Raw genomic sequence first — 18,633 nt, forward strand, 5'->3', positions numbered from 1 at the left:
TTCGGGGGTGGTGCCTGCGTGATCAGGCGTGCGGGACGACGGCCACCGGGCAGGACGAGTGGTGCAGCACGGCGTGGTTGACCGGGCCGAGCTGCATCCCGATGTGTCCCTTGCGGCGCCGGGCGCCGACCACCAGGAGATCGGCGGTGCGGGAAGCGGCAAGGAGCGCGGTGCGCGCGTGGCCCTCGACGATCTCCCGGCGGACCGTGACCTCGGGATGGGAGGCCATCGCGTCCCGCACCAGATCCTCGACCAGTTCCGTGGCCCGGCGCTGGTGGTCGTCATAGGCCGTCGAGGGGAAGTCGGGGGCCTCCCGGGCGGGGCAGCGCCAGGCATGGACGACATCCACGGTGGCGTTGCGCGCCGCTGCCTCGCGGAGGGCGAACTCCACCGCGCTGTCCGCCTCCTGGGCGTCGTCGACGCCGACGGCGACGGTGCGGAACCCGCCCCGCAGGTTCTTCTCGCCGCCGCGCACGACGAACACGGGCGACGCGGCGTGCGCGGCGACCGACAGGCTGATCGAACCGAGCAGCAGCTCGGCGAGTTCACCGCGGCCCCGGCTGCCGACCACGAGGGCGCCGGCCTCCGGGCTGATCAGGGAGAGCGCGACGGCCGGGTCCTCGGGCAGCACCTCGCTCGTCACCTTCACGGTGGTGGTGCGCCGCAGCGCACGCTCGACCGCCGAAGCCGCGATGTGGTCCGAAAGGGCTTGTACAGACGTCCGGTTGATGTCGAAGGACGGTTCGTGCCCCTCGTACCACTCCCACCTCGACGCATGGACGACATGCAGCGGCACCCCTCGCGTCGCGGCCTCGTCCACCGCCCAGTCCAGTGCTCGCAGGCTCGGATCCGAGCCGTCGACTCCGACGATCAGGGGCTTGTCCACGCTGCCACCACCTTCCGGCACGCCCCCGCAGGGGCCCTGCTTGGGACGGTTCCACCGAGGAGGCCGACCGGGGAGGGGTGAACCGGCCTCGGTGGCGGACGGATGTCGCCGCCCCCTCTTCGCCGCAACCACGCCCCGTCGGCTTCCGGTCGCGGCGAGTGACGACTGTGGCCGACAGGCACCTGTTCGATGTTGTCGGCCGCCCCTAGGGTGGCGGATGCCCCAGACCTCGGCGTTCCACCTTTCTGTGTCGTTTTCAACTGACAGTGGGAGAGCCGGGATGTCGCGCCCTGGGAAGCATTCGCAGACAGCCGCCGACGGCAGCAGACCGTCGGGCCCGGCGTCCTTGTCCCACGTCGCGGCCACAACGCCTCGCCCGGCAGCTGCCCCCGGTGGCCGCCTGCCGGTGCGAGGGCGGCGGCCTTTCCCGGCCCGGGGAACATCCACGATGTTCCGCAATCCCCGTGCGGCTCCCGGGAGAGGCCGTACCGCGGCTCCCCGCCCACGTCCTGGAACCGGCGCGCAACCCCGTCACGGAAGAGGAACCTCGGCATGAACATCCTGGTCGGCTACACCGGGGTGCACGGCTCCACCCATGGCATCGCGGAGCGTCTCGCGACGCGGCTCGCCGAGTGCGGGCACGTCACGGTCGTCGTGCCGTTGGCCGCGGAGCAGAAGACGGGCGGCTACGACGCCTTCGTGCTGGGCAGCGCGGTGCACCACGGCGCCTGGCTCGGGCAGGCCACGGACTTCATCCGCAGCCACCCCAGCACCCTGGCGACGCACCCCACATGGCTGTACAGCGTCTGCCTGCCGCCCCACGCCGGACGCTGGCCCGCCCGGCGCAGCGTCGAGCCCCGCCAACTGGACGGCATCCGCTCCCTCATCCGCCCCTGGGAGCACCAGATGCTGGCCGGGGCCGTCTACCGCGACCACGTGCCGCGGTGGCGGCACCTGGCCTTCCGGGCACGCGGCGGACGGTACGGCGACCACCGGGACTGGAAGGCCGTCGACAACTGGGCCGAGCGCATCCACCGCGGGCTCGCGGGCGTCGACGGCACCGACACAGGCCTGTGACGCCGCGGGCCACCACCGGCCGACGCGGCCAGGACGCGCCCGCCGCCGCCGGACGCGGCGAACCCGCGGACGCCCCGCTGGGCGGCACGCGCAGCCTGTTGGAGGCGGTACTGCGGGAACTCAACCAGGGCCTGCACAGTCACCGGCCCGGTCAGCAGCCGATACCACGGCCCGGGCCGAGCGACAACAGCTCGGAGACCAGCGGCAGTTGACGGCGTTGTGGCGGCCACCGCCATTCTGCGCCCGTTGCGCGGGCTCCTACGGTTGCCGGCACCCCGGCGTCCCGCTCCGCGGCAGGAGCGGACGGACTCCGGGGTCGCGTGATCCGCCCCGGAGACCGCGTCGCCCTGTGTCGGGAGCCGCCATGCCGTCGTACGAGAGACGTTCGAACCCGCCGCCGTCCCCAGTACCCCCTCGCCGTGCGACCCGGCGGGGCCGGTGGCGTCGGGCCCTGGGGCGGGCGACCGCCCTCGTGGGCCTGGTCGTGGCCGTGGCGGTGTCCGCACCGTCGCCCGCGGCGCAGGCGGCGCAGTCCGCCGTCGCCCTGGAGAGGGTCGGCGACTTCGGCGCCAATCCGGGCAGCCTGAACATGTACGTGCACCGGCCGGCCACCCTGGCGGCCGAGCCCGCGGTGGTGGTGGCCCTGCACGGTTGCACCCAGAGCGCGCAGTTGTACGCCGACAACGCGGGCCTGGTGAAATTCGCCGACCAGTACGGCTTCCTGCTCGTCTTCCCCGAGCAGACCTCCGCCAACAACAGCAGCAAGTGCTTCAACTGGTTCCAGCCGGGAGACACCCGGCGCGGGCAGGGCGAGGCCGCCTCGATCCGCCAGATGGTGGCGCATGCCGCTGCCGCGTACGGCACCGACCCGGAACGGGTCCATGTCACCGGCCTGTCGGCGGGCGGTGCCATGACGTCGGTGATGCTCGCCACCTACCCGGACGTGTTCACGGCGGGCGCCGTCGTCGCGGGCCTCCCGTACGACTGCGCCGACGACGTGCTGTCGGCCTACGGCTGCATGAGCCCCGGCGTCGACCGCACCCCATCGGCCTGGGCGCAGGACGTCCGTGACGCCCACCCCGGCTACGCAGGACCCTGGCCCCGGGTGGCGATCTGGCAGGGCGACAACGACCCCACCGTCGCCAAGAAGAACGCCGACGAACTGCGTGACCAGTGGACCGCCGTCCACGGCCTGGACCAGAGCCCGGACCGCACCTCCGCCATCGGCCCCAACTCGACCCGCAGGGAGCAGTACCTGAGCGCGGACGGCGCCACCGCCGTGGAGGTCGACCGGGTGCCCTCCATCGCCCACGGCACCCCGGTCGACCCGGGGACGGGCGCGCAGCAGTGCGGCGCGACCGGGACGGCGCACTTCATCGACTCCATCTGCTCCAGCTACTGGATCACCGGCTTCTTCGGCCTGGACGGCGCCGATCCGGACCCCGGCGGTCTGCCGGCCCCCGGCGGCCTGGCCAGGACCGGCGCCACCGACACGTCCGTCACCCTGAACTGGAACAGCGTCAGCGGCGCCGCGTCGTACGCCGTGTACCGGGACGGCGCACGGATCGCCACCCCCACCGGACCGCCGTTCACGGACACCGGCCTCAGCCCCGGCGGCAGCCACACCTACAGCGTGGCCGCCCGCGACGCGTCCGGCGCGGAAGGGGCGCGGTCGGCGCAAGTCACCGCCGCCACCACGGGCTCCGCCGCGAAGTGCTGGACGGCGAACAACTATCAGCACGTCCAGTCCGGACGGGCCACCACCAGCGGCGGCTACGTCTACGCCAAGGGCTCCCACCAGAACATGGGCCTCTACAACACCGCCGTCACGCACACCCTCAAGGAATCGCCGGCCGGCCACTACGTCATCGCCGACGGCACCTGCCCCTGACGGACCCCGCACAGCACCGCGGCGGTGGCGCCGGACCTCGGTCCAGCCACCGCCGCTCCACGTCGTCGCCGTACGCATCCGCACATCCACCGGAGGTACCCGTGCCCGCCACAGATCCGCCCGCACCCCTGCCCGGCAGGACGCGCCCCGCCCGGTCGCTCCGCGGCGCCCTCGCCCTGACGGCACTGCTCGTCCCCCTCGCCGCGGTACCGGCGGCCGCCGAACAGCCCGGCGGGCCCCACGGCGGCGCCGCCGGGCACTGCGCCTCGTCGGCGCGGCTGAAGGTGCCGGGCGCCGAACGCCAGGAGACGTCCTGCCTGGCCGAGTTGACCACCGCGGGGACGGTCTCCTCCGGCCACACCGACCCGGCCGACTGGGCGGGACTGACCCCCGCCGGACTCACGACGCCGCGCGGGGTGCCCGGCATCCAGATCGACGGCTACTTCCCCGACACCTCGGCGACCAACACCAACCACGGCTGGAAGCACGACGCGCAGTTCGTCCTCCGCCTGCCCGACCGGTGGAACGGCGGCCTGGTGGTCGCGGGCACCCCCGGGGTCCGCGAGCAGTACGCCAACGACCGGGCGATCGGCGACTGGGCGCTCTCCCGGGGCTACGCGTTCGCCTCGACCGACAAGGGCAACACCGGCGCCGCCTTCCACCGGGACGGAGCCGAGCCCGGCGACGCGATCGCCGAATGGAACGAGCGCGTCACCCAACTGACCCGCGCCGCACGGACCGTGGTCGCCCAGCGCTACCACCGGCCACCCGCGCGCACGCTGGCCACCGGCATGTCCAACGGCGGGTATCTGGTGCGCTGGCAGCTGGAGAATCATCCCGAGCTCTACGACGGGGGAGTGGACTGGGAAGGCACGCTGTGGAGGGCCAAGGGCCCCAACCTGCTCGACTTCCTGCCGCCCGCGCTGCGCGCCTATCCCGTCCACGCGGCGGGCGGCGAAGGAGCGGGCCGAGCCCATCGCGAGCTGGTCGCCGCCGGCTTCCCCGCCGGTTCGGAGTTCCTGTGGCCCTACCACCACCAGGTCTACTGGGACCTGACCCAGCGGATCTACCGCGAGGAACTGGATCCGGGGTACGACGGCGCGACCGAGGCCGGAACTCCCTTCTGCGCACCGGGGACACCGGCATGCGACGCCGACTACGCGTACGGGTCCCGCCCTCGGGAGGTCCGCGACGCCGTCGAGAAGATCGCCCTGACCGGACGGATCGGCAAGCCGCTGATCACCCTGCACGGCACCCTCGACGTCCAGCTGCCCATCAGTAGAGATTCGGACATCTACGCGAAGATGGTGCGCGGCGCGGGCCGCGGCGCGATGTTCCGCTACTACCGCGTCGAAGACGGCACGCACGTCGACTCGCTCGTCGACAGCTTCCCCGACAGGCTGCGGCCCCTGGTGCCCTGCCACCGCTCGGCCTTCACGGCGATGGAGGCCTGGATCGGCAGGGGAGAGAAGCCGCCGCCCAGCCGGACGATCCCGCGTCCTCAGGCAGCCCAGCCGGCCGATCTGCTGACCCGCTGCCCCCTCGCCAGGCATTAGTTTCGGCCAAGCCCTGGCAGGCGAACGTCTGCCGGAAGGCAGGCTTCCTCAACGACGAGCCAAAAATGCCGAGTTGACCTAAGATCGCCACGCTCCCCATTCGTAAGGGAGTTCGGTGCGTTCGGGGAGGGTTCGTTCGTTGTGGTGAAGGTGTGCAGGATCGCCGGGTCAAGTGCGCCGTGGTGAGCCGTCTCAAGCGCGGATCCGTGGGCCGCGAGGCCGTGGTGTGGCTGTTGGCCGTGGTGCTCGCGGCCGCGGGAGCGGTGCTCGCCGCGCTCGACGCGGCGGCCGAGTGGCGACAGGTGCTGGCCGGCGGCTGCGCCGCGGTCGCGGTGCTGCTGCTCGCCTGGGTGCTCGTGCTGGTCCGGCAGCTGTCCGCCGAACGGGCCGACCGGGCCCGGCAGGAACGGCTTGCCGCGGCTCGGCAGGCCGAGGTGACGCACCTCGCCGGTGTGCGGCTCCCGGCGATCGCGGAGCGGGTGCGCGCCGGGCAGCGACTGGAGGGTGTGCCGGGGCCGTTGGCACCGCCGGGGGAGACCGGTGAGGAGTTCGCGCGGGCGCTGGCGGCCGTGGCCGTCGCGCTGGGCTCGGACGAGGCGGTACGCCGCGAGCGCGGCCTGCGGGACTCGGTGCAGGCCGCCTTCGAGTCCGTCGCACGCACCATGCACGCGATGGCCACCGTGCAGCAGCAGGTCCTGGACCGCGTCGAGCGCTCCATCGACGACCCGCACCTCATGGGCGAGGTGATGAAGGCCGACCACGCGGCCGCGCAGATGACCCGCAAGGCCCAGACGCTCCTGGTGATGTGCGGCATCTGGCCCGCGCGCCGCGAGACACGGCCGGTCTCGCTGTACGACTGCGTACGCGGCGCACAGTCGCGGATCGTGGAGTACAGCAGGATCGAGGTGCACGGCGGCCAGACGCTCTACGCGGTGCCGCCCGCGGTGGAGGGCCTGATGCACGCCATCGCCGAACTCCTGGAGAACGCCACGGTGTTCTCGCCCTCGCGCTCCCAAGTCGTCGTCACCATCCGCGAGGTGGGCGCCGGAGCGGTCCTGGAGATCGACGACGGCGGGCTCGGGATGCCGCCGGACGTGCTGCACCGGGCGATGGGCCAGCTCCGCGACGACCAGGACCTGGCCCGCCTCGGCGCGGTGCCCCGACTGGGCCTGGCCTGCGTGGGCCGCTGGAGCCGGGAGCTGGGCTTCAACGTGGAGCTGAGCGGGGCCTCTGCCTACGGCGGCACGCGCGCGGTGACGTTCGTGCCGTTCCGGCTGCTGACCGAACCGCCCTCGCACCTCACGGGATCCCACCGCATCAGCGCCCAGGCGACCGCGCCGCAACAGGCCGCCGAGCCCGACCCCCTGGGCCCTCCCGCGCACGTGCACGAACGGCACGACCCGGCCGAGCACCTGGAACTGTCCGTCCGGGCCGCACCGGTCACGCCCCCCGCGAGCGAGACACCGGTCGGCCTGCCCCGGCGCAGGAACCGCCGCCAAGCGGCCCCGGCCACCGCGGCCCGTAGGCCGATGCCGGAGCAGCGGCAGGCGCCCCCGGCCGCACCCGCGACCCCCTGGACGCCGGAGGCGGCGCGCGCGTCGATCGCCAGCGTGGTGTCCGGTTCGCTGCGCGGCCGCGCGGCCCTCGACGCGGACCAGGCCTCCGCGCGGGACGCGGACCCGTCGGCCCAGCCCCCGCAGACCGCGACACCGTCGCAACCCCCCACCCCCGACGAGCATGACGGAGGCCGGCCGTGACCGGAATCATCAACCCCCTTCCCGACCTGGGCTGGATGCTCCGCCCGCTGATCGAGATCCCCGGGGTCCGGCACAGCGTGGTGGTCTCCGAGGACGGCCTGCGGCTCGGACACGCATCCGCCGAGAACCTCTCCGGGCCCGTCGCCGACCTGAGCGTCGCCGAAGCCGAGTCCCTCTCCGCGGCCTGCGCGGCGATGACCATGACGGGCCGCTCCACGACCTCGCTCCTCTTCGGGTCCGGCGCCGGCGTACGGCAGTTGATGCTGGAGTCCGACCACGGGTTCGTGCTGTTCACGCACGCCGGTGTGGGCGCGCACCTGGGGGTCGCCACCGACCTGGACGCGGACGTGGGCCTGGTGGCCCAGCAGATGCAGCTGCTCGTGGTGAAGATCGGCGCGCACCTGAGCAGCCAGCCGCGGGATCCGGCCGCCGCGGCGTCATGACGGACCCGCGGCCGGAGGAGCCGACGGCCTCGGCGGTCCGCCCGTACGTGATCACGCGCGGGCGGGCGGCATCCGACACCGAGGCGCTGGCCTGGGAGTCCCTGGTGATGGCGACGGACGCGGCGTTTCCCGCGTCGCTCCAGCCCGAGCACCAGACCATCCTGGCGCACTGCCAGGGACTCCTCTCGGTGGCCGAGGTGGCCGCCCACATCGGCCAGCCCCCTTCGGTCGTCCAGGTGCTGCTCTGCGATCTCCTCGAATGGGGGCTCATCGTGACCCGCCCGCCCGTGCCCCCGGCCGAACACACCGATGTGACCATGCTCAGAAAGGTCCTCCATGGTCTCGAAAGCCGCCTCTGACGCGCCGTCCCGGGACCCGCGACCAGCCGGCTCCGGGAAGTACCTCACCTCCAGCGTCGCGGGCGCCGCCAAGATCCTGGTCGTCGGACCGCTGGGGGTGGGCAAGACCACCATCATCGGCACCGTCTCGGAGATCAAACCCCTGTCCACCGAGGCCGTCATGACCCAGGCGGGCGCCCGGGTCGACACCGTCGTGGCCGACGGCAAGACGACCACCACCGTGGCCCTGGACTTCGGCCGGATGACCATCGACGGGGAGCTGGTGCTCTACCTGTTCGGCACCCCCGGCCAGCAGCGCTTCCTGCCCGCGTGGCGGGACCTGGCCAAGGGCTCGCTCGGCGCGCTTGCCCTGGTGGACACGCGTGACCTGGAGGCGTCCTTCGACGCCCTGGGCAACCTGGAGGAGCTCGGACTGCCCTTCGCGGTGGCCGTCAACGTCTTCCCCGACAGCCCCCGGCACAGCGCCGACGACCTGCGCGCCGCCCTCGACCTGCTCCCCGACACCCCCGTGGTGGCCTGCGACGCACGCGACCCCGCGTCCTCGGTCCGGGCCCTGATCGCCCTCGTCAGCCACCTCATCCACGTCGCCACGGAGACCTCATGACCTCGCCCCACCCCGCGGCCGGGCCGCCCACCCGCTGCCCGGTCACCGGAGCCCCGGCGCCGGTGACCGCGCTGTACGGACCCGACCTCGACGGCGACGCCCTGCCCGCCCTGTACGAGCAACTGCGCGGCGCCCATGGACCGGTGGCCCCCGTCGCCATCGCCCCCGGCGTCGACGCCTGGCTCGTCATCGGCCACCGCGAAGTGCTCCAACTGACCCGCGACGAGCAGGACTTCTCGCACGATCCGCGCCGCTGGAGCCTGCTGCGGGAGGGCCGGGTGCCCGCCGACTCGCCGATCCTGCCCATGGTCGGCTGGCGGCCCGCCCTGCTGTTCGCCGACGGACAGCAGCACCGGCGGATGCGCGCGGCCGTCTCCGCCGCGCTCGCCGGGATCAACGGCCACGAACTGCGGCGCTCCGTGCGGGCCGAGGCCGAGCGGGTGATCGTCTCGTTCGCCGAGCGCAGCGAGGCCGACCTGGTGGCCGACTACGCGCGCAAGCTGCCGATGCGCGTCATCACCGCGCTGCTCGGCGTGGACGAACAGACCGGCCGCCACCTGGTGGAGGCCGTCGCCGGAACGGTCGCCGCCACCGCTGATTCCGCCGACGCCAGCAAGCGCATGGGCGCGATCCTGCTCCAGCTCATCGAGGAGAAGCGGCGCCGCCGCGGCAACGACATCACATCGGCCCTGCTGCACCACCCGGCCCGGCTCACCGACGAAGAGGTCCTGCACAACCTCGTGGTCATGTTCGTCGCGGGCAACCAGACCACCGTCAACTGGATCGCCACCACCCTGCGCATCCTGCTGTGCGACCCGCAGTTCCGCTCCTCGCTGACCGGCGGCCACCTCAGCGTGGACGACGCGCTCGACCTGGTGCTGTGGCGCTTCCCGCCCACCCAGAACTTCCCCGCCCGCTACGCCACCCGCGACATGACCTTCGGCGGGCAGTCCATCCGCACCGGCGACATGCTCATCCTCGGTCTGGCCGGCGCCAACGCGGACCCGCAGATCCTCCCGGACGACGGCACACCGGTCGTGGGCAACCGCTCCCACCTGGCCTTCGGCGCGGGCCCGCACATCTGCCCCGCCCAGGACCCGGCCCGGCTCATCACCCGCACCGCCGTGGACACGATCCGCCACCGGCTGCCCGACCTCGAACTGGCCATCCCGCAGAGCGATCTTCAGTGGATCAAGTCGCCCTGGAGCAGGGGACTGGCCGCCCTCCCCGTCAGCTTCACCGCCCCTGTCCTGCCCCAGCACCCGGCCCCCTCGCCGGAGCCCCAGCCCGTCCTCTGACCGGCCACGCCGCCACCTGCGCAGCGCGCCCGCCCCGCCCCCTCGACGCCCCCTCGACCAGGAGAGCCCCGTTGAACACGTCACCGGCGAACACCGCAGCCGACCAGCCGTACCGCTTCGACCCGGCCGGCGGCTGCCCGCACGCGGACAACGCCCGCCTCCTGGCGCGCGGCGCCGTGGCGTCGGTCGTCCTGCCCGGTGACGTACAGGGCATGGCGGTCCTCGGCCACGACGCGCTCAAGGAGTTCCTCGCGCACCCCGATGTCGCCAAGAACGCACAGCACTTCGCCGCCCTGCAGGCCGGCGAGATAGCCGACGGCTGGCCGCTGAAGACATTCGCGACGGTGCAGGGCATGACCACCGCCGACGGCACCGACCACCGCAGGCTGCGCTCCCTGATGGGCAAGGCGTTCACACCGCGCCGGGTGGCGGAGCTCCAGCCGCGGATCACGACCCTGACCACCCAGCTGCTCGACGACCTGGAAGAGGCCGCCGCGGGCGACGGCATCGCGGACCTGCGCAAGCACTTCGCGCTGCCGCTTCCCATGGGAGTCATCTGCGAGCTCCTGGGCGTGGACGCCGAGTACCACGACCGCCTCCACCACCTGTCGAACCAGATCGTCGCCACCGACATCGGCCCCGCAGAGGCGATGGCCGCCAACCGGGAGATGGTGGAAGTCCTCGGCGCGGTCGCCGCCGCCCGCGCCGCGAGCCCGGGAGACGACCTCACCACCGCCCTGATCGCGGCCCGGGAGGAGAACGGCGACCGGCTCAGCCCGCACGAGCTGATCGGCACCCTGATGCTCACGATCATCGCCGGGCACGAGACCACCCTGAACCTGATCACCAACGCCGTACGCGCCCTGTGCACCCACCGCGAGCAGCTCGCCCTGGCCAAGGCCGGCAAGGTGGCGTGGGCCGACGTGGTGGAGGAGACCCTGCGCTGGGACAGCCCCGTCAGCTACTTCCCCTTCCGGTACCCGACCCGCGACCTCACGCTCGACGGCACGGTCATCCCCCAGGGCACCCCCGTACTGGCCGGCTACTCCGCGGCGGGCCGCGACAAGCAGGCCCACGGCACCGACGCCGACCGCTTCGACATCACCCGCGACAACACCGCCACCCGGCACCTGTCCCTGGGCCATGGCGCACACTTCTGCATGGGCGCCCCGCTGGCCCGCATGGAGGCCACGATCGCCCTGGAGCAGCTGTTCAGCCGCTTCCCCGACCTGGACCTCGCCGTCCCGGAGGCCGCACTGCCCCGCCACGCCTCATTCGTGGGGAACAGCGTGCAGAAGCTGCCCGTGCGAGTGGGGGCCCGGCGGCCGTAACCGGTCAGCGGGGGTGGCCGTCGGGACCCCGGAAGCACCGCTCAGGCCAGGACCTTCTCCTTGGCCTTCTCGTACTCCTCGGTGGTGATGTCGCCGTTCTTCCTCAGTTCGGCGAGCTTCGCCAGCTCGTCGACGTGGCCGTCGCCCGGGCCGGAACCGGCCGCCTTCTGTACGTAGCTGCGGAACGCCTGTTCCTGCTGCTTGGCCTGGGCCACGTCCCGCTCGCCCATGCTGCGGCCGCGGACGATGAGGTACACGAGGACGCCGAGGAAGGGGAGGACCAGCACGAAGATGAGCCAGCCCGCCTTCCACCAGCCGCTGAGCGTGTGGTCACGGAACAGGTCGGTGATCACCTTGAACAGCAGGAAGAACCACATGATCCACAGGAACAGATAGAGCATGGTCAGGAACAGGTTCAGGAGCGGGTAGTCGTCCACGGCGGATGCCCCTTTCGCGGAGTCCGCGAGGTCGCGGAATCACTTCCGGTCAGATGAGTCAGGCATATCCCTGAAACGGGAGTCCTGCATCTCGGGCGGTGGGCCGCCGCCCGGCCGAAGACCGAGGGGATACGCGGTGCGGTCCTGCCAGCGCGTGCCGTCCCAGACGATCAGGTGCACCTCGCGGACACGGCAGGTCAACGGCAAGAAGGGCTCAAGATCGGCCTGCAGCGCGTCGTACGCGGCGTCCTGGGTGGCGGGGCCCTCACTGTTCGCGACCGTCAGATGCGGGGCGAGCGGGGTGTCGAATATCCCCCGGTAGGGCACGGCCTCGGGCCAGCGCCGGGTCAGGTCCTTGGCCAGGGCGGTGACCGGGGCGTGCGGCCACGGATCGAGGTAGAGCACCCCGGGATAGCGGGCGAACTCGGCGAACGTCAGGGTGAAGGCGTCGTGTCCGGCGAAGAGAGCGGCCAGATCGCGGTGGGCCGCGGTGTCCAGACGGCTCTCGTGGACGAAGGGGTAGAGCACCGTCACATGGGCGGGAAAGCCCGCCCGGAGCAGCGGATCGGCTTCGGGGACCTTGATGGTGAGCGCGGTGTCACCCGGTACGTCCGGCCACCCGACCACCGCGGGCTCGCGCTCGGCACGCTCTGCGTCGACGTTCATCACGCGCCATGATCGCACCGGCGGAGATTGCCCCCGCACTCGCGGAATGGGCGGGCCCCCGCACGATGTTCGACGAGACATGACGACCGATCAGCGCACGATCACCAACCCGGACACCCTCCACGACCCGACACCGTTCGGCTACAGCCACGCCGTCTCGGCACCCGGCGAACTCGTCTTCATCGGCGGCCAGTACGCCTCCGACGCGACCGGCGCCCCCGTGCCCGGCGCCTTCGCCGCCCAGGTGGACCTGGCCTTCGACAGGCTGCGGTCGGCCCTGGAAGGGGTCGGCCTCGGCTACGAACACGTGGTCCGGCTCGGCACCTTCATCGTCGACCACGACCTGGAGAAGCTGGAGGTCCTGGGCAAGGCGCTTGAGGCCCGCTTCGGCGACCGGCTGCCGGCCCAGACACTGAGCGGTGTGGCTTCTCTCGCGCTGCCGGGGATGCTGTTCGAGGTCGACGCGGTGGCGGTGCGGCCGTAGTGACGACAGGCATGGAGAACAGCGCCCTCCTCGTGATGGACGTCCAGCGCGACGTGGTGGACCTCGCCGACGACGGCTCCGGATATCTGCCGCGCTTGCGCCGGGCGATCGAGGGAGCCCGTGCGGCGGACATCCCCGTGATCTACGTGGTGATGGAGCTACGGCCCGGCCGGCCGGAAGTCAGCGCCCGCAGCAAGGTGCTCACCACCGTCGTACAGGCGGGCCTGTTCACCGAGGGTGAGCCCGGCACCGAGATCCACCCCGACATCGCGCCCCGGCCGGGCGACCCGGTGGTCGTCAAACGACGCGCGAGCGCGTTCTCCGGCAGCGACCTCGACCTGGTGCTCAGGGCCCGGGACATCGACAGCCTGGTTCTCACCGGCATCGCCACCAGCGGCGTAGTGCTGCACACCGCGTGTCACGCCAACGACCGGGACATCGGGCTGACCGTCCTGGCGGACGCCTGCCTCGACCTGGACCCCGATGTGCACGAGACCCTGACCCGGAAGCTGTTCCCGCAGTGGGCGCAGGTGCTCGCCGTCGAGGAGTGGGTCAAGGCCGTCGCACCGGGGTAGCACCGCCCGCTCAGACCTCGGTGACGGCCGTCAGGATCACGGCGGAGTCGTCGAGCGCGGTCAGGCCGTGCCGCTCGTGCGGGATGGGAGCGAACTCGCCCTCGCCCAGTTCCAGCACACCGCTCTCCGAGGTGAGCCCGACCCGGCCGCGCAGGACGAACAGGGTCGCGGCCGTGGGCGTGTCGTGCTCGCTGAGCTCGGTTCCGGTGGTGAGCACGATGAGGCTCTGCCGCAGCGGACCGTCGTGCAGGAGCAGCTCGGCGCTGCGCCCGTGGGCGGCGGTGCGGGCCTTCTCGAGATGCTCTCCGACGAGGGCGTAGAGATCGGCCACGGTAGGTCCCTTCGACGGAGCGCGTGTGCGTGGGTGCGGGCACGCGTCCCCCAGTGTTCCCGCTGCCCGTGCGGGCCGCATCCGGCAGCCGGAACCCGATCACCCGATGGTGGCGTCCTACCGGGCACGTCGCGCTCACGGCCGAGGGAGCGGGGATACGGAGGGGAAGCGGGTGGAGCGGGCGGACAGCGGCGCGGTGCCGGGGAGGCGGACCGCACGGCTTCGGCGACACCTGCCCCGCGGCGCCTGGCTGCGCTGGGGCGCGGAGGCGACAGGCCGCTCGCCCTGGGCGCGCGGCCGGATTCTCGCCGCGCTCGCCGTGCTGACCGGGGGACTGCTGGCCTTCCACTCCGCCGTGCCCAACACCGTCGGCCGCATCGGCAGCCTCCTGGAGACCTTCCTGCCCTGGCTCGGCCTCGCCGTTCCCCTGCTGCTCGTCCTGGCCCTGCTGCGCCGCTCGGCCGTCGCGCTGGTGGCCCTGCTGCTGCCCGCCGCCGTCTGGGCCACCCTCTTCGGCGGGCGGGTGGCAGCCGGGGACCGCGGCGCCCACGACATCACGGCGGTCCAGCACAACGTCAGCGACGTGAACACCGACCCCGCGGGCACCGCCCGCGCCCTGATCGACTCCGGACCGGACCTCATCGCCCTGGAGGAGCTGACGTCCTCCGCGCTGCCGGTGTACGACAGAGTTCTGGCGCCGAGCTATCCCCACCGGGCGGTGCGGGGCACGGTCGGCCTCTGGTCGAAGTTCCCGCTCACGGACATCCGGACGGTGGACATCAGGCCGGAGGGGGTCGGGAGGGACTGGAACCGCGGGGTGCGGGCGAAGGCGCGTACACCGTGGGGCGATGTCGCGGTGTACGTCGCCCACTTGCCCTCGGTGCGGGTGCGGTTGAGCGGATTCAGTTCCGGCCGGCGCGACGAGAGCGCCGCTCTGCTGGGCGCGGAGCTGGCCGCCGAGAGGCTGGACCGGTTGATCCTCCTGGGCGACCTCAACAGCACGGTGGACGACCGCGGACTGGACCCGGTCCTCACGCGAATGGACTCGGTGGCCCGGGACTTCGACTTCAGCTGGCCCGCCGCCTTCCCCGTGTCCCGCATCGACCACGTCATGGCCCGCGCGGCGACGGTCACCCACGTCCGGTCGCTGCCCGCCACCGGAAGCGACCACCTGCCCGTCGCCGCCGACCTCACCTTCGCCCCCTGATCAGGAGCTCTGCCGCCGCCAGTCGGCCTGCGCGGTGTTGAGCTGGTCGGCGAGGTCGTCCAGGAAGTCCTTCGCGCCGGTCTTGCCGAGCAGGACCTTCTGGAAGGCGGGTTCGTTCTCGGCCTTGGAGATCGTGTTCCAGTCCGGCAGGTAGTACGGCAGCTGAACGATCGTGGTGGCGGGGGAGTCGAGTGCCTCGGCGGCCAGGCGCGTCGGCTCGGACTTCTCGACCCAGGCGTCCTTGACGGCCTTCTTGTTGGCGGGGATCAGGCCGGCGGACTCGTTGAACTTCGAGCTCGCCTCGTGCGAGGAGGCGAACTCGATGAACTTCCACGCGGCCTTCTTTTTGGTGCTGGTCTTGAAGATCGAGAGTCCGTCGATCGGATTGGACACCTGGACGCGTTTGCCGCCCGTCGCCTTCGGGTTCGGCAGACCGCGGAACTTTCCGGGGCCGAGGGCTTTCACGTGGTCCTGGTAGGAGCCCAGGTTGTGGCTGAGCATGCCGATCCGGCCGCCGTCCCACTGGGCGACCATCTGCGTGAAGTTGTTGTTGAGGTCGGCGGCCGGGGTCGTCTTCTTGTAGAGGGCCGCGTACTTCTCCAGGGCCGCGACGTTCCTCGGGTCGTTGACCGTGGTCTTCGTCTCGTCCGCGTTCCAGAAGGACTTGATGCCGCTCTGTCCGTACATCGCGTCCAGGGCCTGGGCGATGGACCCCACACCGCCGCGGATGGTGTAGCCGAACTGGTTCTCGTCCTTGGCGGTGAGGCGGTCGGCCGCTGCGTAGAACTTCTTCCAGGTGGTCGGCGCCTCCAGACCGGCGGCCTTGAAGAGGTCGGTGCGGTAGTACATGACACCGTTGTTCGCGGAGGTCGGGACCATGAGCAGCTGCGACGTGCCGCCCGCCGAAGTCGTCGACGCGAGCATGCTCTTGCTGAGCTCGCCGTCCAGAGGACTCTCGGCCAACCGGTCATCCAGCGGCTCCAGCGCACCCTGGGCGGCGATCGCGGCGAGCATGGCGGCGCCGACACCGCCGACGTCCGGCAGGCCGCCGCCCTGAATGGAGTTGTCGTACTTCGACTGGGCGTTCTCGGCGGGGACGCCGACGTAATCGACCTTGATGTCCGGGTACTTCTTCTCGAAGTCCTTGATGATCTCCAGCCAAATGCCCCGACGGACGGCCGTGTTGTTGTCCCAGAAGGTGATGGTCCCCTTACCGGACCCCTCGCTGCCCGCGTCGCCCGCGATGCCCGAGCCGTCGTCCCCGCACGCGGTGGCGGTGACGCCGAGGAGGAGGGACAGGGCTATGGCGGCGGCAGGGGTGGAACGACGGGGGCCCTTGCGGATGCGGGAACTCATGGTGGGTTCTCCTCCTCTGAACTCTTGCTCTGAACTTCGGATCTGAACTCTGGTCGGCTGAGCCAACGGCCCGTGCGTACACCGCGTATGACATACCGCGTCTCGTATATGACATACGAAGCGCGGCGAATCGAAGCTAGGAGCAGGTAGTTGGTTCGTCAACGCATCTGACAAACTTGCTCCGGGAAGATGCCGGGATGGGATACGACCTACAAGCAGTCATCGGCGGCCGGGTGTCGCGCACCGCCTCGCAGGATCTGCCCGCCGCGCGGCTGGCTTCGATCGGGCAGGGCCTGCGGCCGGACCGGTCTCAGGCGCTGCGGCGGCTGGGCGTGGTGGCGGGCGCAGGCGAGGACGAGTTCGATGCCGTGGGGTTGGGCCGGCATCGCAGCGTCGAGGGATGGCTCGGCCGAGGCACGAGAGGTTCCGTCCACGGTGCGCTGGTTCGCCTCGTGGAGGACGGCGGCGTGCTTCCGAACACCCGTGACCCATCGGTATGTTGAGTCCGTCTGCTTCTCGCGTTGGGGGAGGGGCGCGCGGGGTTGGCCGTCACCAGGCGGCCGATTCGTGCGCCCCGGCACCGAGAGGAGGAGATATGGCCGAGCGCAAGTCGTCCATGCGGACAAAGGTGGGGCAGGACCTCGCGACACGTATCACAGCGGCCCTGGTGGGCCGCGCCCTGTGGGCGGTGATCGTCGAGTTCTTCCGGCGCGACCTTTGAGGGCCTGAACAGCCCTGACAGCGTTCAACGGCGCCCCTCGGCAACCCCCATTCCGAGGGGCGCCGCACTGCGCCCGTTCTGTCGCCTAGAGGAAACTCACGTTCTGGGCCAGGGCGAGGTTGCTCGAGTAGTTGATGGTGTTCGTCGCCGGGCGCATGTACGCGCGCCAGGCGTCCGAGCCGGACTCGCGACCCCCGCCCGTCTCCTTCTCGCCGCCGAACGCGCCCCCGATCTCGGCACCTGACGTGCCGATGTTGACGTTGGCGATGCCGCAGTCGGAGCCCTCGGAGGACAAGAAGAGCTCGGCCTCCTGCTGGTCGCGGGTGAAGATGCTGGAGGAGAGTCCCTGCGGGACGTCGTTGTGCAGAGTGATGGCCTCCTCCAGGGTGTCGTAGGTCAGGACGTACAAGATGGGCGCGAAGGTCTCCTGACGTACGACGTCGGTCTGTTCGTCGACTCGGACGACGACCGGTTCGGCGTACGCGGACCGCGGCGCCGCATCCGCAAGGCGCCGGTTGCCGCCGGCGAGGATCTTGCCGCCCTGCGCCTGGACGCGGGCGAGCGCGTCCCGCATCCCGTCGAGGGCGGTGGGGGAGATGAGCGGGCCGACGAGGGTGCTCTCGTCGAACGGGTCGCCGATGGGGAGCTTCGTGTACGCCGCCGCCAGGCGTGCGACCAGGGTGTCGGCGATGTCGCGGTGGACGATCAGGCGGCGCAGCGTGGTGCACCGCTGGCCCGCCGTGCCCGCCGCGGAGAAGACGATGCCCCGCACCGCGAGGTCCAGGTCCGCCGAGGGCGCCACGACCGCGGCGTTGTTGCCGCCGAGTTCGAGCAGGCTGCGTCCGAACCGGGCCGCCACGCGCGGGCCGAGCTCGCGGCCCATGCGGGTGGAGCCGGTGGCGCTGACGAGCGCGATCCGCGGGTCGTCGACGAGGCGCTCGCCCACCGTGCGGTCGCCGAGCAGCAGACGGTGCACGTCGGCGGGGGCGCCGACCTCTTGCGCGGCCAGGGCAAGGAGCCGGTCGCAGGCCAGCGAGATCAGCGGCGTCAGCTCGGACGGCTTCCAGACCACGGTGTCGCCGCAGGCGAGCGCCACCGCGGTGTTCCATGACCACACAGCGGCGGGGAAGTTGAACGCGGAGATCACGCCGACCACGCCCAGCGGGTGCCAGGTCTCGGCGAGACGGTGGCCGGGGCGCTCGGAGGCGATGGTGCGGCCGTAGAGCTGGCGCGAGAGCCCGACCGCGAAGTCACAGATGTCGATCATCTCCTGGACCTCGCCCAGCGCCTCCGAGCGGATCTTGCCCGCCTCGATGGTGATCAGGTCGGCCAGCTCGCTCTTGTGCTCGCGCAGCAACTCGCCCAGGCGGCGTACGAGTTCACCCCGGCGAGGCGCCGGAGTGGCGCGCCAGGCGAGGAACGCCTCATGGGCGGCGGCGACGGCGTCCTCGGCGTCGGCGGCGGTCGCCGCGGTCAAGCCGAACAGCTCCTCGCCGGTGATGGGCGTACGCGCCTGGAAGTCACTGCCCTCCGGGACGGTCGCACCGATGCGCCGCAGGCTCGTGCGGGCACGCGCGCGCAGGTCGTCGGTGCTGGGCAGGGCGGTGGTGCCGGTCATGGTGCTCCCTGGGTGAGGTGTGCGGGTGGAGGTGGA

21 protein-coding genes are annotated in these 18,633 nt (G+C 71.9%); 15 read left to right on the plus strand and 6 right to left on the minus strand.

The window, feature by feature from the left end:
• Positions 1-22 precede the first annotated feature (22 nt).
• Positions 23-886 (minus strand): universal stress protein, encoded by an 864-nt coding sequence (locus ACIGXX_RS04225; protein WP_399972529.1) that lies wholly within the window; start codon positions 884-886, stop codon positions 23-25.
• A gap of 552 nt (positions 887-1,438) precedes the next feature.
• Between ACIGXX_RS04225 and ACIGXX_RS04230 the strand changes: the two genes are divergently transcribed.
• From ACIGXX_RS04230 to ACIGXX_RS04275, 10 genes are all read left to right on the plus strand, one after another.
• Positions 1,439-1,963, plus strand: coding sequence for a flavodoxin domain-containing protein (locus ACIGXX_RS04230; protein ID WP_399972532.1), 525 nt, complete (start codon positions 1,439-1,441; stop codon positions 1,961-1,963).
• Positions 1,960-2,175 (plus strand): hypothetical protein, encoded by a 216-nt coding sequence (locus tag ACIGXX_RS04235; protein WP_351156014.1) that lies wholly within the window; start codon positions 1,960-1,962, stop codon positions 2,173-2,175. Before ACIGXX_RS04230 ends, ACIGXX_RS04235 begins: the two co-directional genes overlap by 4 nt.
• 377 nt (positions 2,176-2,552) lie before the next feature.
• Positions 2,553-3,854: a PHB depolymerase family esterase gene (locus ACIGXX_RS04240; protein WP_399972835.1), complete on the plus strand. Its 1,302-nt coding sequence runs from the start codon at positions 2,553-2,555 to the stop codon at positions 3,852-3,854.
• 101 nt (positions 3,855-3,955) lie between these two features.
• Positions 3,956-5,410: a 3-hydroxybutyrate oligomer hydrolase family protein gene (locus ACIGXX_RS04245; RefSeq protein ID WP_351156009.1), complete on the plus strand. Its 1,455-nt coding sequence runs from the start codon at positions 3,956-3,958 to the stop codon at positions 5,408-5,410.
• A gap of 152 nt (positions 5,411-5,562) precedes the next feature.
• Entirely contained in the window at positions 5,563-7,167 is a 1,605-nt protein-coding gene (locus tag ACIGXX_RS04250) for an ATP-binding protein (protein ID WP_383824236.1), read from the plus strand.
• The gene (locus ACIGXX_RS04255; protein ID WP_351156006.1) at positions 7,164-7,610 is read left to right on the plus strand and encodes a roadblock/LC7 domain-containing protein; all 447 of its coding nucleotides are present in this window, start codon (positions 7,164-7,166) and stop codon (positions 7,608-7,610) included. The genes ACIGXX_RS04250 and ACIGXX_RS04255 overlap by 4 nt, the downstream gene beginning before the upstream one ends.
• Entirely contained in the window at positions 7,607-7,969 is a 363-nt protein-coding gene (locus ACIGXX_RS04260; RefSeq protein WP_351156003.1) for a DUF742 domain-containing protein, read from the plus strand. Before ACIGXX_RS04255 ends, ACIGXX_RS04260 begins: the two co-directional genes overlap by 4 nt.
• Positions 7,947-8,573, plus strand: coding sequence for a GTP-binding protein (locus ACIGXX_RS04265; protein ID WP_399972538.1), 627 nt, complete (start codon positions 7,947-7,949; stop codon positions 8,571-8,573). The genes ACIGXX_RS04260 and ACIGXX_RS04265 overlap by 23 nt, the downstream gene beginning before the upstream one ends.
• Entirely contained in the window at positions 8,570-9,871 is a 1,302-nt protein-coding gene (locus ACIGXX_RS04270) for a cytochrome P450 (RefSeq protein WP_351155999.1), read from the plus strand. The genes ACIGXX_RS04265 and ACIGXX_RS04270 overlap by 4 nt, the downstream gene beginning before the upstream one ends.
• A gap of 71 nt (positions 9,872-9,942) precedes the next feature.
• Positions 9,943-11,202 carry a cytochrome P450 gene (locus ACIGXX_RS04275; protein ID WP_351155997.1) on the plus strand — a complete coding sequence of 420 codons (1,260 nt, stop codon included), beginning with the start codon at positions 9,943-9,945 and terminating at the stop codon, positions 11,200-11,202.
• A 41-nt stretch (positions 11,203-11,243) separates the two neighbouring features.
• On the opposite strand, the gene ACIGXX_RS04280 is transcribed toward ACIGXX_RS04275, so the two are convergent.
• The gene (locus ACIGXX_RS04280) at positions 11,244-11,639 is read right to left on the minus strand and encodes an SHOCT domain-containing protein (protein WP_351155995.1); all 396 of its coding nucleotides are present in this window, start codon (positions 11,637-11,639) and stop codon (positions 11,244-11,246) included.
• 39 nt (positions 11,640-11,678) lie between these two features.
• Entirely contained in the window at positions 11,679-12,305 is a 627-nt protein-coding gene (locus ACIGXX_RS04285) for a 2'-5' RNA ligase family protein (RefSeq protein ID WP_399972543.1), read from the minus strand.
• A gap of 79 nt (positions 12,306-12,384) precedes the next feature.
• Here ACIGXX_RS04285 and ACIGXX_RS04290 point away from each other — a divergent pair, with 79 nt between their 5' ends.
• Both ACIGXX_RS04290 and ACIGXX_RS04295 read left to right on the plus strand, forming a co-directional pair.
• On the plus strand, positions 12,385-12,789 hold the full coding sequence (locus ACIGXX_RS04290; RefSeq protein WP_351155991.1) for a Rid family hydrolase: 405 nt from the start codon (positions 12,385-12,387) through the stop codon (positions 12,787-12,789).
• 11 nt (positions 12,790-12,800) lie between these two features.
• Positions 12,801-13,364, plus strand: a complete 564-nt coding sequence (locus ACIGXX_RS04295) for a cysteine hydrolase family protein (RefSeq protein WP_399972547.1) — start codon at positions 12,801-12,803, stop codon at positions 13,362-13,364.
• Positions 13,365-13,374: 10 nt separating this feature from the next.
• Here the strand turns inward: ACIGXX_RS04295 and ACIGXX_RS04300 are convergent, their stop codons facing one another.
• On the minus strand, positions 13,375-13,695 hold the full coding sequence (locus ACIGXX_RS04300; RefSeq protein WP_351155987.1) for a cupin: 321 nt from the start codon (positions 13,693-13,695) through the stop codon (positions 13,375-13,377).
• Between the two features lie 172 nt (positions 13,696-13,867).
• Here ACIGXX_RS04300 and ACIGXX_RS04305 point away from each other — a divergent pair, with 172 nt between their 5' ends.
• Positions 13,868-14,902: an endonuclease/exonuclease/phosphatase family protein gene (locus tag ACIGXX_RS04305; RefSeq protein ID WP_399972552.1), complete on the plus strand. Its 1,035-nt coding sequence runs from the start codon at positions 13,868-13,870 to the stop codon at positions 14,900-14,902.
• Here the strand turns inward: ACIGXX_RS04305 and ACIGXX_RS04310 are convergent, their stop codons facing one another.
• Entirely contained in the window at positions 14,903-16,258 is a 1,356-nt protein-coding gene (locus tag ACIGXX_RS04310; RefSeq protein WP_351155984.1) for a sugar ABC transporter substrate-binding protein, read from the minus strand.
• Between the two features lie 197 nt (positions 16,259-16,455).
• On the opposite strand from ACIGXX_RS04310, the gene ACIGXX_RS04315 reads away from it, so the two are divergent.
• Both ACIGXX_RS04315 and ACIGXX_RS04320 read left to right on the plus strand, forming a co-directional pair.
• A complete protein-coding gene (locus ACIGXX_RS04315) occupies positions 16,456-16,761 on the plus strand; it encodes a hypothetical protein (RefSeq protein ID WP_399972555.1) in 306 nt (101 codons plus the stop codon).
• Positions 16,762-16,853: 92 nt separating this feature from the next.
• Positions 16,854-16,979: a hypothetical protein gene (locus ACIGXX_RS04320; protein ID WP_344526339.1), complete on the plus strand. Its 126-nt coding sequence runs from the start codon at positions 16,854-16,856 to the stop codon at positions 16,977-16,979.
• An 85-nt stretch (positions 16,980-17,064) separates the two neighbouring features.
• Here ACIGXX_RS04320 and ACIGXX_RS04325 read toward each other — a convergent pair whose 3' ends face one another.
• On the minus strand, positions 17,065-18,597 hold the full coding sequence (locus tag ACIGXX_RS04325) for an aldehyde dehydrogenase family protein (RefSeq protein WP_399972558.1): 1,533 nt from the start codon (positions 18,595-18,597) through the stop codon (positions 17,065-17,067).
• Positions 18,598-18,633 lie beyond the last annotated feature (36 nt).

The organism is Streptomyces sp. NPDC055243 (assembly GCF_044544025.1).
Classification (GTDB): Bacteria; Actinomycetota; Actinomycetes; order Streptomycetales; family Streptomycetaceae; genus Streptomyces.

Bases quoted from the DNA above. Each gene is read 5' to 3' on its own strand.
- ACIGXX_RS04295 (WP_399972547.1), top strand. From the start codon at position 12,801: ATGGAGAACAGCGCCCTCCTCGTGATGGACGTCCAGCGCGACGTGGTG.
- ACIGXX_RS04270 (WP_351155999.1), top strand. From the start codon at position 8,570: ATGACCTCGCCCCACCCCGCGGCCGGGCCGCCCACCCGCTGCCCGGTC.
- ACIGXX_RS04290 (WP_351155991.1), top strand. From the start codon at position 12,385: ATGACGACCGATCAGCGCACGATCACCAACCCGGACACCCTCCACGAC.
- ACIGXX_RS04285 (WP_399972543.1), bottom strand. From the start codon at position 12,305: ATGAACGTCGACGCAGAGCGTGCCGAGCGCGAGCCCGCGGTGGTCGGG.
- ACIGXX_RS04230 (WP_399972532.1), top strand. From the start codon at position 1,439: ATGAACATCCTGGTCGGCTACACCGGGGTGCACGGCTCCACCCATGGC.
- ACIGXX_RS04320 (WP_344526339.1), top strand. From the start codon at position 16,854: ATGGCCGAGCGCAAGTCGTCCATGCGGACAAAGGTGGGGCAGGACCTC.
- ACIGXX_RS04240 (WP_399972835.1), top strand. From the start codon at position 2,553: ATGTACGTGCACCGGCCGGCCACCCTGGCGGCCGAGCCCGCGGTGGTG.
- ACIGXX_RS04315 (WP_399972555.1), top strand. From the start codon at position 16,456: ATGGGATACGACCTACAAGCAGTCATCGGCGGCCGGGTGTCGCGCACC.
- ACIGXX_RS04325 (WP_399972558.1), bottom strand. From the start codon at position 18,597: ATGACCGGCACCACCGCCCTGCCCAGCACCGACGACCTGCGCGCGCGT.
- ACIGXX_RS04265 (WP_399972538.1), top strand. From the start codon at position 7,947: ATGGTCTCGAAAGCCGCCTCTGACGCGCCGTCCCGGGACCCGCGACCA.
- ACIGXX_RS04260 (WP_351156003.1), top strand. From the start codon at position 7,607: ATGACGGACCCGCGGCCGGAGGAGCCGACGGCCTCGGCGGTCCGCCCG.
- ACIGXX_RS04310 (WP_351155984.1), bottom strand. From the start codon at position 16,258: ATGAGTTCCCGCATCCGCAAGGGCCCCCGTCGTTCCACCCCTGCCGCC.